15 protein-coding genes are annotated in these 13,534 nt (G+C 45.0%); 9 read left to right on the top strand and 6 right to left on the bottom strand.

Going from position 1 to position 13,534, the window contains the following annotated elements:
* Positions 1-69: 69 nt before the first annotated feature.
* The 5 genes from ACEW9I_RS00335 to infC all read right to left on the bottom strand — a co-directional run bounded on the left by ACEW9I_RS00335 (position 70) and on the right by infC (position 4,351).
* Positions 70-1,014: a PEP-CTERM sorting domain-containing protein gene (locus tag ACEW9I_RS00335; RefSeq protein ID WP_373538389.1), complete on the bottom strand. Its 945-nt coding sequence runs from the start codon at positions 1,012-1,014 to the stop codon at positions 70-72.
* A 229-nt stretch (positions 1,015-1,243) separates the two neighbouring features.
* Positions 1,244-1,564, bottom strand: a complete 321-nt coding sequence (locus ACEW9I_RS00340; RefSeq protein ID WP_373538390.1) for a ribulose bisphosphate carboxylase small subunit — start codon at positions 1,562-1,564, stop codon at positions 1,244-1,246.
* 56 nt (positions 1,565-1,620) lie between these two features.
* Positions 1,621-2,004, bottom strand: coding sequence for a chaperonin family protein RbcX (locus ACEW9I_RS00345; RefSeq protein WP_373538391.1), 384 nt, complete (start codon positions 2,002-2,004; stop codon positions 1,621-1,623).
* Between the two features lie 87 nt (positions 2,005-2,091).
* Complete coding sequence (locus ACEW9I_RS00350) at positions 2,092-3,522, bottom strand: form I ribulose bisphosphate carboxylase large subunit (protein WP_373538392.1); 1,431 nt, start codon at positions 3,520-3,522, stop codon at positions 2,092-2,094.
* Positions 3,523-3,808: 286 nt separating this feature from the next.
* A complete protein-coding gene (infC, locus tag ACEW9I_RS00355; protein WP_373538403.1) occupies positions 3,809-4,351 on the bottom strand; it encodes a translation initiation factor IF-3 in 543 nt (180 codons plus the stop codon).
* Between the two features lie 187 nt (positions 4,352-4,538).
* On the opposite strand from infC, the gene ACEW9I_RS00360 reads away from it, so the two are divergent.
* Entirely contained in the window at positions 4,539-5,564 is a 1,026-nt protein-coding gene (locus tag ACEW9I_RS00360) for an alpha/beta fold hydrolase (RefSeq protein WP_373538393.1), read from the top strand.
* On the opposite strand, the gene ACEW9I_RS00365 is transcribed toward ACEW9I_RS00360, so the two are convergent.
* A complete protein-coding gene (locus ACEW9I_RS00365; protein WP_373538394.1) occupies positions 5,561-5,911 on the bottom strand; it encodes a phospholipid-binding protein in 351 nt (116 codons plus the stop codon). The genes ACEW9I_RS00360 and ACEW9I_RS00365 overlap by 4 nt on opposite strands.
* A 250-nt stretch (positions 5,912-6,161) precedes the next feature.
* On the opposite strand from ACEW9I_RS00365, the gene ilvN reads away from it, so the two are divergent.
* The 8 genes from ilvN to ACEW9I_RS00405 all read left to right on the top strand — a co-directional run bounded on the left by ilvN (position 6,162) and on the right by ACEW9I_RS00405 (position 13,370).
* Positions 6,162-6,665, top strand: a complete 504-nt coding sequence (gene ilvN / locus ACEW9I_RS00370; RefSeq protein WP_373538395.1) for an acetolactate synthase small subunit — start codon at positions 6,162-6,164, stop codon at positions 6,663-6,665.
* A gap of 357 nt (positions 6,666-7,022) precedes the next feature.
* Positions 7,023-7,919, top strand: coding sequence for a circadian clock protein KaiA (locus tag ACEW9I_RS00375; protein ID WP_373538396.1), 897 nt, complete (start codon positions 7,023-7,025; stop codon positions 7,917-7,919).
* 113 nt (positions 7,920-8,032) lie between these two features.
* Positions 8,033-8,347 carry a circadian clock protein KaiB gene (gene kaiB / locus ACEW9I_RS00380; protein WP_373538397.1) on the top strand — a complete coding sequence of 105 codons (315 nt, stop codon included), beginning with the start codon at positions 8,033-8,035 and terminating at the stop codon, positions 8,345-8,347.
* A gap of 87 nt (positions 8,348-8,434) precedes the next feature.
* Positions 8,435-9,988 carry a circadian clock protein KaiC gene (kaiC, locus tag ACEW9I_RS00385; protein ID WP_373538398.1) on the top strand — a complete coding sequence of 518 codons (1,554 nt, stop codon included), beginning with the start codon at positions 8,435-8,437 and terminating at the stop codon, positions 9,986-9,988.
* Between the two features lie 152 nt (positions 9,989-10,140).
* Complete coding sequence (locus ACEW9I_RS00390) at positions 10,141-10,527, top strand: hypothetical protein (protein WP_373538399.1); 387 nt, start codon at positions 10,141-10,143, stop codon at positions 10,525-10,527.
* A gap of 119 nt (positions 10,528-10,646) precedes the next feature.
* The gene (locus tag ACEW9I_RS00395; protein WP_373538400.1) at positions 10,647-11,294 is read left to right on the top strand and encodes a class I SAM-dependent methyltransferase; all 648 of its coding nucleotides are present in this window, start codon (positions 10,647-10,649) and stop codon (positions 11,292-11,294) included.
* A 474-nt stretch (positions 11,295-11,768) separates the two neighbouring features.
* Positions 11,769-12,728, top strand: coding sequence for a tyrosine-type recombinase/integrase (locus ACEW9I_RS00400; RefSeq protein ID WP_373538404.1), 960 nt, complete (start codon positions 11,769-11,771; stop codon positions 12,726-12,728).
* A gap of 234 nt (positions 12,729-12,962) precedes the next feature.
* Positions 12,963-13,370 (top strand): TnsA endonuclease N-terminal domain-containing protein, encoded by a 408-nt coding sequence (locus ACEW9I_RS00405; RefSeq protein ID WP_373538401.1) that lies wholly within the window; start codon positions 12,963-12,965, stop codon positions 13,368-13,370.
* Positions 13,371-13,534: the final 164 nt, after the last annotated feature.

The following is a 13,534-nucleotide window of genomic DNA, read 5'->3' on the forward strand; positions in this document are numbered from 1 at the left end:
CGGTGGCAGTATTCGATCGCCAAAAGTAGGGGCAATTCATGAATTGCCCCTACTTTTGAGGATGAGCTATTAGATATCTTTGACAAGTTCTTTGGCTTTCAAACTTGACGATTTGAGTTTTCGTTTAAACGCGATCGCCGAACTAAATGCAGCTAGCGAACCAAACATAGTGATGGGTTCGGGTACGGCTGTAGGCGAGACGACACTAAAAGCTAAATCCCCAATCAGTTTATGTCCAGCAGTTGTCGGATGCACCTCATCCCAAAAAAGATAGGTGTCAGGAGTGCAGCTAGGTGACGTAATACACTTGTCTGTGACATTGGTAAATCCAGCACTACTAGCCGTATTAAATAAAGAATTGACATCCAGTAAGTTTAATTGAACATCAGAATTAGTACTCCTTAAAGCACTGATACTTGCTGCTAAACCAAGATTGTGAGCCTGAGTTGCGCTATTGAGCAGCCCAGCAGCAGGCGATCCTAGTGTATTCGGAAGCTGACCTAGATTTGGTAGGTTGGGGACTAAAATATTTTTAGCACCGCGTCCGATTAAAGTACCAATCTGTGCGGTCAAATTACTAACTACTATGCTGGGATTGGCTGGATTTGCTAGATCCAAATAATCATTGGCTCCCCCCCAAATCACATAGAGATCGTCAGGATCGTTAAATGAAGGAGTACTATCGATCTGTTGCTTGATGCTAAGAAATCCAGGTGCAGGAGCTTGAGGATGACTGTTAGTTTTGGCATTACCGACTGCAAAGTTGGTACTAGGATCGTTAGGTATGCCTAATTTGGTTGCCAGGTATTCGACCCACACCGGACCATTGGAAAATCTGCCGTCATCATAAGGTGGTGAAGGTGGCAACGTATTACCTGATGCTGTATAGAATCGCCCGACATCAGAAAGGCTATCGCCATAGACGACGATGCGATCGAAAGTTGCCGCGATCGCCCGCACTGGGACTAGACTAGCAGCAATAATTAATCCACAAACGATTGAAAATCTGTTCATTTGGCTCTCTAGGTAAAGATCGGGATATGAGCTGAAGTGACACGAAGTGTCTCTATAATACTAGCTTAATGGTACCCAGATCTCGATCGTGTATTCACAAGTACGCTTGATGTGATTTTAGTAAAGCTTGTCGCAATGGCATTAAAAAAGAGAGCAGAAAATCAATTTTCTGCTCTCTGAGTACATATTAGTTCTAAGTTTTAGAACTATAATTGGTTGTCATTATTTACTATGGTTTGTGAACGATAAAGCTCAATACTTGGCACTGTTTGATGTTGTCAAAACCCACAACCCGAACGTAGCAGTGACCGTATTCACTACGGCAAGCACGGACTTCAGCTAAAATTTCGTTGGTAGTAGTTGCATTAAATAATGGCAACTTCCAGAGTGTCCAGTAGTGCTGAGTAGGCTCGGATTCTTTGCTGAACTCAACACCAGGAATATATCCTTGATCGAGCATGTATTGCAGCTGCTTGGCAATTTGAGCATCGCTCAATGGTGGCAAGTAGGAAAAAGTCTCAAAGCGACGTTCAAAAGATAAAGTTTGCATTGCTATTTGCTCTACGGCTAAATATAGTTGAGATGAGGATATATCTGTGCAACTAGTTACTCAGATGATGATTCTAAATGGCTGCTCGTCGGATCGCTAACAGATAGCTGCGTGAGCTTCTCTAGCTGCTGCTTGCGATGCTGAGTGTTCTTGTGCTTTATGTCGTGAGACACCATCTCTGGCAAGTCGTCCATGATTTCTTCGACTAAATGCTCCCTCACCGTCATAATTCGGAAGGCTAGCTCCTGGTGTTCTGCCAGGAGTGCGAGTAGATAGACTTCGCCATCTTGGACGATCGATCGACTGGAAAAACTGTGCAACCATCTTGCTAAAGTTGGATTTGTTTCCATCAATTGAGCCAGAACAGTCTGCACCGCTTGATAAGTCAAGTAGCTGGAGATGACTTTAGTCGTAGCTTTGGCAACTTGTTTGCGATCCATTATCAGCAATAATTCAAAGTAGGGAGAGTGGAGTATGAAGCTAAAATGTTAATTTTTATACTTCATACTTTAGATCCAATCTTTGGTCTACAGAGTATCCATTGCTTCAAATTCAAACTTGATTTCTTTCCAGAGTTCGAGGGCAACAGCTAGCTCAGGTGACCATTTACCAGCTTCACGGAGGACATCGCCACCTTCACGCATGAGGTTACGACCTTCATTCCGAGCTTGGATACATGCTTCGAGGGCGACGCGGTTTGCCATGGCACCAGGAGCGTTACCCCAAGGGTGTCCAGCAGTACCACCACCAAATTGGAGACAAGAGTCATCACCGAAGATTTCGACTAGTGCGGGCATGTGCCAAACGTGGATACCACCGGAAGCAACAGGCATGACTCCGGGCATGGAAGCCCAATCTTGGGTGAAGAAAATACCGCGCGAGCGATCTTCTTCGACGTAGTTTTCACGCATCAGGTCAACAAAACCCATGGTGATCCCTTTTTCGCCTTCGAGTTTACCGACGACGGTACCGGAGTGCAGGTGATCGCCACCAGACATCCGCAAGCATTTAGCTAGCACGCGGAAGTGGATACCATGATTTTTTTGACGATCGATTACTGCGTGCATTGCGCGGTGAATGTGCAGTAAGACGCCATTGGCACGGCACCATTTCGCCAAGGAGGTATTGGCTGTGAAACCACCAGTGAGGTAGTCGTGCATGATGATCGGCGTGCCGATTTCTTTGGCGAAGTTGGCGCGTTCCATCATTTCTTCGCAGGTAGGCGCAGTCACGTTGAGGTAGTGACCCTTGATTTCGCCAGTTTCTGCTTGGGCTTTTTCGATCGCTTCTTGTACGAACAAGAATCTGTCGCGCCAACGCATGAAGGGTTGGGAGTTGATGTTCTCATCGTCTTTGGTGAAATCTAGACCACCACGGAGTACTTCATAAACCGCCCGACCATAGTTTTTAGCAGACAGACCGAGTTTCGGTTTGATAGTACAACCGAGTAACGGACGACCATATTTATTTAATTTATCGCGTTCGACGGTGATCCCGTGAGGCGGCCCTTGGAAGGTCTTGAGATAAGCAACTGGAATACGTAAATCTTCTAAACGTAATGCCCGAATCGCTTTGAAACCAAATACGTTACCTACTAATGAGGTAAGCATGTTGGTAACAGAACCTTCTTCAAATAAATCTAAAGGATAGGCAATAAAGCAAAAATATTGGTTGTCTTCACCTTGAACTGGTTCGATGTGATAACAACGACCTTTGTACCGATCGAGGTCAGTGAGCAAGTCAGTCCAAACAGTCGTCCAGGTACCTGTGGAGGACTCAGCGGCTACAGCAGCACCAGCTTCTTCTGCGGGTACTCCAGGTTGGGGAGTCATCCGAAAAGCTGCGAGTAAGTCTGTATCTTTGGGTGTGTAGTCAGGGGTGTAGTAAGTCAGACGATAGTCTTGTACACCAGCCTTGTACCCAGTCTTCGCCTGAGTTTGAGTTTGCGCGTAAGCCATAAATTTCCTAACCTTCAGGAACCAGTTGACGTTTCTTGTTAAAACTAACTATATCAGCAAGTGCATAAGTTTTGGTTCCGATCTTTTGACGATCGTGATAAGGGTATTTTATATGTGTATCATTGACGGGGATCGATGCACCGACAGCGATTGCAGCGCATTAAAAAGGCAGTTAGGAGTGGATCTAACTGCCGATAATCGGGATTTTAAAATGTTATTTTTTGTTAACTTACCCATCTGCTTGGCGAAGCACTTCAAGGGTAACATAGTGATGTCGGAGGCTCGATTAGACTTTCTTGGGCGAAAGTAGCATCATCATGTTGCGTCCTTCCTTCTTGGGAAACTGCTGAACTTCAGCGATCTCTTGGAGATCGTTGGCCATCCGTCTGAGGACTTTCTCAGCTAGATCGCTATGTTGGATCTCACGTCCGCGAAAGGTAATGGTGGCTTTGACTTTATCGCCGGATTTAATAAAGCGATCGGCTTGACTAACCCGCACTTGGTAGTCATGTTCCTCGATCGTGTAGCGCATTTTGACTTCTTTGACTTCAGCAGTATGTTGCTTCTTCTTCGCTTCGCGAGCTTTCTTTTCGAGTTCAAACTTATACTTACCGTAGTCCATGATCCGGCACACGGGTGGGTCGGCTTTGTCACTGACAAGCACCAAATCCAGTCCGTTCTCATCTGCTATTCCTTGAGCCTCATTGGGCGTGAGAATCCCCAGTTGTTCGCCATCAGTACCGATTACGCGAATTTGAGGAAAACGGATACGTTCGTTGATTTGAGGAAGATCGCGGGTGCGTCTTTTTTCGATGATGGGGGATTTAATAGCTATGGGATTTGCAGGTGGGTAAGTGGTATGGTTATCCTCAATTACAGCTAGCTGTAAAATCAGTCTAAACTAATTAACGTAAGATGTTGTTTAGCTTAGTATCACTATTTTACCCAAGATCTGAAGATTGGGATCGAAAGTTTAATATTTTTTAAGCTTATGGAACCTGTTTAAGGTAGTAGCGATGGATACAGATTTAGGAGACAGTATGTTGCGGACTTGGCACCAAAAGGTCGGGAATCAGCGAGATTGGGTGTGGCGGGGCTGGCAGACGCGGTACACTTACCAGCGATGCAGTAATGATGGTGTCACTAAGGCTCCAGTGCTACTCTTACATGGCTTCGGGGCGTCGATCGGTCACTGGCAGCACAATGTAGAATGCTTGGCAACCAACCATACTGTCTACGGACTAGATCTCGTCGGCTGGGGCGGGTCGCGCAAGCCAAATATTCAGTACGATATCGATTTGTGGGTCGATCAAGTCTATGATTTTTGGCAGACATTTGTCGGTCAGCCGATGATTTTGGTCGGTAATTCGATCGGTTCGTTGGTCGCTCTAGTAGCAGCAGCTAGGTATCCAGCGATGGCAGCCAGTCTAATTATGGTCAGTTTACCAGATCTCTCAGCCGAACAAGAGATGATTCCGCGATCGCTGCAACCGTTGGTAAATGGTATCAAACGGACGATCTTAAACCCATTACTACTGCACACATTATTTCGGGTAGTCAGTCAGCCCAGAGTTGCCCGTAAATGGGCGCAAATTGCTTATGCTAATGTCGATCGAGTCACAGATGAATTAATCGATTTATTTATTGCCCCAGCTCAAGAGAAAGAAGCTCCTGCTGCATTCGTGAAGATTATGCAGGGGATGACTAGTAGTAATTTTTCTCCCAATATTCGCAAGCTTCTACCCAAAATGAACATCCCGATGCTCTTGCTATGGGGTAGTGACGATCGGATGATTCCACTGGGCACTGCTGGGATCTTGTTAAAATTGAACCCGTTACTGGAACTAATCAACCTCAAAGGTGCTGGTCACTGTGCCCACGACGAGATGCCCGAACTGGTAAATGAGACGATCTGTAATTGGCTCGCTTTATTGGCTGTGCGGCAACAATCACAACTAGAGTTGGAGGTAGGCGAAAGGTTAGATCCGAATGCCCAAACTTTAGATCTAACCTCTGCGCTACCTTCCGTAACCACTGCTTAGCCGACGGTAACTTGGTCGATACTCACATCAGTGGTACCAGAAACCCCGCTGGCTAGCTCAACCATCCGATCGAGAATTTCTTGGCTGGGCACAGCACCTTTTAACACAACGCTACTACCAGTTTGAGCGACCCATAAGCCTTCGACATCAGTAACTGAAGCATCTTCATCAAAGGCAAGAGCCACGCGCTTGGCAAGCCCGCTTTGGTCGTATTCACCATTAACTCCAACTCGTTCTGGAGCTACTTCTCCACCAGTTTCAGGATCTGTAGCTTCAGGAGCTGGGGTAGGATTGACTTGAGCATTTGCTGGTTTTTCCATCCCAAATAATTTTTTGAAGAAACCCATGATTTCACTTACTCCATCTAAAAAGATAAATCCTATTTATTATGTGGGCTATTTGTCATCAACGACGAAGATGATTACAATTTTTTTAAGATTGTGACAATCTAAAATTATGAGAGAATAGGTTTTAGGCTTTAGGCTTTAGGGATTAGGCTTTAGGGCATGAGGCTTCAAGTTGGCGTTTTTAGGTTCTACACATCAGCTCCAAGCTGCTACCTACAGCCTAAAGCCTAATTACCCTACCCTCGATCCGATGAAACATACCCTATCTGTATTAGTTGAAGATGAAGCTGGCGTCCTGACTAGGATTGCTGGATTATTTGCTCGCAGGGGATTTAATATCGAGAGTCTGGCGGTCGGACCTGCTGAACAAGAAGGGAGATCGCGGGTGACAATGGTGATCGATGGCGATGACCACTCGATCGAGCAACTCACCAAACAGTTGTATAAACTAGTAAATATTCTTAAAGTATTCGATATTACTGACGTGCCTTGTGTGGAGCGAGAATTGATGCTACTCAAAGTCAATGCTAGTAGCGCGCATCGCTCGGAAATTATCGAACTTGCGAATATCTTTAGAGCGCGGGTAGTTGACGTCGCTGAAGATGCCTTGACACTGGAAGTGGTCGGCGATCCTGGTAAGATTGTCGCGATCGTCCAAGTTTTACAAAAATTTGGCATCAGAGAGATTGCGCGGACGGGAAAAGTTGCTTTGTCGAGAGAATCAAAAGTGAATACTGAGTTTTTAAAGTTATAAAATTTAGGCGAGACCCTCTAAATAGGACGATCTCCATGTACCAGAGCGATACCGCAGACTGCTAGACGATCGATCCTAATTTGGGCCTGATTAGCCCAAATCGGCATTGTCCAGTTCCCTACTGGGGGCTAATGATGCTATGATTATAAAATAAACATTAAGTTTAGATCGAGCGGTGTTTCAGTACATAATTGGTGAAATAATGCGGTCTGAGTGACATGATGGCGATCGCCAGATTTGCCGGATGCCGATCGATCCGACCTTGTTTAGCTAGCATCAACTCCATCGGTTAATTACTAGGATTTCGATCGAAATGCTACAGCTAGTTTTTAACACCTTTAGCGAGTGTAAATTATTTTGTCTGGTTCTCTCACCATTGCAGTTTTAGCTGACTCTGCGGACTTATTGCCGCTGTTGAGTCGATATTTGAGTACCGAACGTTATACCTTACTGTATTTTACCGAGCGAGCGGAGTTTCTAGACAATGTAGAACTAGCCGAGCAGGAGCTAGATTGCCTAGTATTTTATTCCGAGCAACAACTCTTACCAGTCATCAATCATCTTTACGATCGTGGCAAAGTGTTGCCAGTGGTGATTATTCATCGGTTGATTTCTCACAATTTACCAAATCCACTTCAGACAACAACGCCCCAGTTGTCAGTAACCAGTAGCTATATCTATCAGCCATCCGAGGTCATCTTGGCAGTCACAGAGCTGTCAGAGATTGCCGTGGCGATCGATAAAGCCATTGCCAAGTTCTTGAACCTCACACCCATCGTCACCGCATCCGAACACACTGAGCCACCAGCAGTAGCATTGGAGATCGCCGTCGAACCCAACTTTCTGCTCGAGCAGCAGAGTCGTCTGGCACACAAGCTCAGTGAGCGACTAGGATATCTAGCCGTCTACTATCGGCGCAGCTCCAGCCAATTTTTCCGACATCTCGACCGACAACAGAAGCAAGAGCTACTCGAACAATTAAAATCTCAATACCGATCGATTGTCCTCGACTACTTTGCTGACAGCAATCAAATCGATCTGAAAATCGATGAATTTGTCAGCTCAGTATTTTTCCGAGATCTGGCTGTTTCCGAGATTGTCAAGATTCACATGGAATTGATGGAGAAATTCTCAAACCAGCTAAAATTGGAAGGGCGTAGCGAAGAGATTTTACTAGACTACCGCCTCACGCTGATTGACATTATCGCTCATCTGTGTGAAATGTATCGTCGCTCGGTACCGCGAGAGATGTAGTAGTTATTGACATCTAGGGTTGAGTATTAGCAAGATTCTCTGTAGTAAAAGGCTACGCCAACCATAAGTAGCCAATTTTAATACTTTACCCGTGACAATTTAGAGGTTAACTTATGACTCCGTTAATGAAAACTTATGTCCTCAAGCTATATGTGGCTGGAAATACGCCCAACTCAGTGAGGGCACTCCGAACTCTAAAGAATATCTTAGAAGAAGAGTTTAAAGGCGTATATGCCCTTAAAGTAATTGATGTGCTCAAAAATCCGCAACTAGCAGAAGAGGACAAGATCTTAGCTACTCCCACACTTTCCAAGGTGCTACCGCCACCAGTTCGCAAAATTATTGGGGACTTATCCGATCGCGAGAAAGTGTTGATCGGTTTAGATCTATTATATGAAGAGCTATCCGAGCGCGAGGAAGATTTTTAGAACGTTAGATTTGAATATTTATTTCGTTTTCAGCGATGTTACCGACTTGAATTAGTTGTTTAGTTAGAAACTTTTCAAATCCCCGCAATGACCAGTACGAATCATTTAGAAGAACGAAAATTAAATCCGCTGGGTGTGCAGAAGATCCACACCATGATCGAAGGTTTTGATGATATCTCACACGGCGGATTACCTGTGGGGAGAACGACGATCCTCAGTGGCACATCGGGAACGGGCAAAACCATGTTAGCCGTTCAATTTGTCTACAATGGTATTCACTATTTTGATGAGCCTGGAATTTTTGTGACTTTTGAGGAGTCACCTGCGGACATTATTAAGAATGCTTACAGTTTTGGTTGGGATCTCCAAAAATCGATCGATGATGGCAAACTATTTATCCTCGATGCTTCACCAGATCCTGAAGGACAAGAAGTAGTCGGTAGCTTCGATCTTTCAGCATTGATCGAACGTATTCAGTATGCCTTTGTCAAATATCAAGCCAAGCGAGTCTCGATCGATTCTGTCACCGCTATTTTTCAACAATATGACGCCGCCTCAGTAGTGAGACGTGAAATCTTTCGGCTGGTAGCACGACTCAAGCAGATGGGTGCGACTACGATCATGACCACCGAGCGGGTCGAAGAATATGGCCCCGTCGCCCGCTTTGGCGTCGAAGAATTTGTGTCCGATAACGTCGCGATCGTCCGCAATGTGCTAGAAGGAGAACGTCGCCGTCGCACGATCGAAATCCTCAAACTCCGGGGAACCACTCACATGAAGGGAGAATATCCCTTCACAATCACCAACCACGGCATTAATATTTTCCCACTCGGAGCGATGCGGCTCACCCAAAAATCTTCAAATATCCGAGTGTCATCTGGTGTCAAAGCTCTCGATGAGATGTGCGGCGGTGGGTATTTTAAAGACTCAATCATCCTCGTTACTGGAGCAACAGGGACGGGTAAAACCCTGCTGGTGAGTAAATTTATCCAACAAGCCTGTTTGGCTGGCGAACGAGCGATTTTGTTCGCCTATGAAGAGTCCCGCGCACAACTATCGCGGAATGCTTCTTCGTGGGGAATTGATTTTGAAGAACTGGAAAGGCAAGGATTACTAAAAATATTATGTACTTATCCAGAATCAGCCGGATTGGAAGATCATTTGCAAACAATCAAATCTGAAATCGCCGAATTCAAACCCGATCGGATTGCGATCGATTCACTCTCTGCGCTATCGCGTGGCGTAAGTAACAACTCGTTTAGACAGTTTGTGATCGGCGTGACAGGTTACGCCAAGCAAGAAGAAATCACCGGATTTTTTACGAATACTTCCGACCAGTTTATGGGATCGAATTCTATTACTGATTCACATATTTCGACGATTACCGATACCATTTTGATGCTGCAATATGTCGAAATTCGGGGCGAAATGGCACGAGCGCTCAATGTATTTAAGATGCGGGGGTCTTGGCATGATAAGGGTATTCATGAATATACTATCAGTAAAGATGGTGCGGAAATCAAAGATTCATTTCGTAACTATGAGGGGATTATTAGTGGTTCGCCCAGTCGCATTGCTGTCGATGAAAAATACGAACTTTCGCGAATTGTCCGAGCGGTTAGTGATAAATCTGATTCATAGTTAGAAATGGGACTCAAATTTCAGTCAATCTGCGACTAGAAACAATCTCAGCCTGCCATCGTCACCGCTAATATCGATCGCACAGCATCAAAACATGCGCTTGTGGGGATCTTCAAACTTCGATACTTGCTAGCACAACAGGAGAATGACTCATGCAATATAGGTTAATCTATAGTTCGCTAGTTGCGACACTAATCGCGATCGCACCATTTCAAGTCAACCCAGCTTCCGCCCAGTTAATTCCCGAACCTTGGGTAACCGTAGGTAGTAAAGATAGTACTCTCACCTATGGCGTCGGTGTGAAAATATTCGATATTGGTGCCGAAATTGGGACTGGGTCTGGTGGCTCGACTGGAGTCGATCTCCTCAAATTCTTTAGTCTCCCCCTGGTTTCTCCTTATGTTGGCTTAGGAATTTACGGCGACAAAGGTGTTGCTTACTCTGGTGGAGTTCACTTTGTCCCACCTGGTAATACATTCTTTGGGATTGGGTATCATTCCGTCCGAGGTATCAACGGTCAAATTGGCATCAAGTTTTAGATAGTGTTAAATTAATTAGTAATCGATCGAGCTTGGTGATGTTGAGATTAACTCATTAATATCGATCGGGTAAGTTTAGTTCGCTCCTAATACCTCATAGTTAATAACTGACACTTGACATGCTCTTAAACTCTAGACAACGCCAAAAATTAGATGGTGGTAACGATCGAGAATTCTACGATGTCCCGCGATTTGTCACGCATGTAGATACAGGATTTATCGAGCGACTAACTACCCTGTATCGCGAACGACTGCTACCAAATACACGGATATTTGATATGATGAGTAGCTGGGTATCTCATCTGCCCGACGAGATAAAGTTTGAATATATTCAGGGGCATGGTTTGAATGAAAGCGAACTAGCCAAAAATCCACGCTTCGATCGTTATTTTGTCCAAAATCTCAATCAAGATCTGAAACTACCGTTAGCAGACGCCAGTTTTGACGCAGTTCTGAACACTGTATCTGTCCAATATCTGCAATATCCCGAAGCGATATTTGCCGAGATTTATCGCATTCTTAAACCTAATGGCATTGCCATTTTTAGCTTCTCAAATCGGATGTTCTACAATAAGGCTATCGCAGCTTGGCGAGATGGGAGTGAAACAGATCGTGTGGAATTAGTCAAGAGTTATTTTAATTCTGTTTCAGGATTTAGTACCCCTGAAACGATCGTTCAAGTTAGCCAAGTTCCCGAACTATTACGATGGATGGGTGCTGGTGGTGGCGATCCTTTTTATGCTGTCATCGCGCGAAAAGTTGGCTAAGGTCGAGCATAATGATGTGAATATTTGGGTTCACAACGCGATCGAAATCAGGAAATGATATTTATTAAATCAGACGTAAGAATTTTATCCAGCCTAACAAGTCTAGGGAGCTTTTTCTTTAGTAGTATTTATTTATACTTTCCAAACATCCTCTCATCGCGTCACTCAATATTGAGGCTTTACCTGAACCACCACTGAGTCGGGAGGAGCCGAGTGAAATGGCTGGCTCGGTTAGTAATAATAGCTCGATTCATTCTTCGATCGTGTCATTGGGTAGGCGGGGATTAGTCGAGCGAACTGAAACAGAAGATGGTACTATTTTTAGCCTACAATCGTTGGCGAAGCCTCTCTGGAAGAGAATCGTCGGGCAATTTACACTTGCTCAATAAATTTTGGACTGGAGATCGATCGCCGACAAAGTATTCGGGTAAGATCGATCGCAACCCGATTACTCGCGATCGAGAATTAATTACCTTGACATTACTCTCTACCATCGCCGCATCACCTCTATCGCTGAGCGATATCGCCCAGCGGGATTTACTTCAGGAACTCATTGCCGACAGGCGTTCGCCCAATACGCGGCGGACTTATACTAAGGCATTGGTGGACTTTTTCATGCAAGTCGCTCAGGCTGCTCCGACACCAGCATTAGTCGGGGAATTTTTGAAACTCGATCGCTATCAGGCGATGACGTTAGTATTGAGGTATCGGCGGATTTTAACCGATAAAGGGTTGGCTCCGTCTACGATTAATACTCGACTGGCGGCGATCAAAAGTTTGGTGGGTTATGCACGCAAAGTGGGGGAATGTCACTACGATCTGGCGGATGTGGAAGGGGTGCGGGTACAGACTTATCGGGATACTTCGGGGGTGAATCCGACGGAATATCAGGGGATGATCCAGGTATTCGATCGCGAGACAATTAAGGGTGTCAGGGATTATGCAATCTTGCGGTTATTGTGGGATAACGCACTCCGGCGGGCGGAATTATGTCAGGCGAATGTGAAGGATTTCGATCCGATCGGGTGTAAATTGTGGATTATTGGGAAGGGGAAGGTGCAGCGGGAGTCGATCGATCTCAGTCGTCAGTCGGTACAGGCGATTCAAGCGTGGTTGGAATTGCGGGGGAAATGTAAAGCCAGCGAGCCGTTATTTTGTACGCTCGATCGCGCGACGAAGGGGCATCGATTGAGTGGGAATGCCATCTATAACCTCGTCAGAGAGACGAGTGCAGCAGCGGGGATATACAAGGTGATGAGTCCCCACCGCGTGCGTCACAGTGCGATTACGGCAGCTTTGGATGCGACGAATGGGGACACCCGCCGGGTGCAGAAATTGAGCCGTCATGCGGATTTGAATACGCTCACTCGCTACGACGATAACCGTCGGCATCACCAAGGGGAAGTTACCAAGATTTTGGCGGAGTTGGTGTGAGATTTTTAATGTATTGTGGGTTGTCGGTCTACACATAAAGTGAAATATTTACCCATAAAGTGAAATATCTACCCATAAAGTGAAATTTATTTACACATAAGATGAAATAACAAGGCACCACTTGATATAATAATCGTATCTCATAATTATCCGAGATACTCTATGGTCATTTCAAGACTGACAACTAAGAATCGGCGACCAAAGCAGAATATCGGTAATTTTAGTAGTTGTAAGATGGAAACTAGTTTCCGATACAACTCTCTGTTGCAGAAGGATTTTATGTACTGGCTAGAGTTTGACACAGATGTTCTGTCTTACAATACGCCAGGAATTGCCGTAAATTACCAAAGTAACGGGAAAGAGAAAAGCCACACTCCAGATTTCCAGGTCGTTCGCCATCAGAAAAAGCAAATTATTGAAGTTAAGTCTCAGAAGACGGTTGAGAGTGAAAAGTACATTCGGTTATACCAGATGCTGTCTGGATTATATGATGAGACAGGATGGACATTTGTTGTCCTAACTGAGTCGGAAATCCGCAGGGAGCCAATCCTCGCAAATATTAAGTTGCTCTACGGATATGCGAGAGAGAGCTTCAGTATTGATGAGTATCGCAATTGTTGGGAAATTGCGGCTCTCCCTTGAAAACAGTGTAGAATGTAGCTGTTGCTACATTCTACACCGATCCTGAATATGGATTTTCACCTAAACTCTTTATTGAACTTACCGAATACCACGGTTTTCACTTGCTATAAAGAAGTTGGATTTACAGTGCTCCATCTCCAGCTAATTAATGAAGGTATTAATTG

This window comes from Chamaesiphon sp. (assembly GCF_041738855.1).
Lineage (GTDB): Bacteria > Cyanobacteriota > Cyanobacteriia > Cyanobacteriales > Chamaesiphonaceae > Chamaesiphon.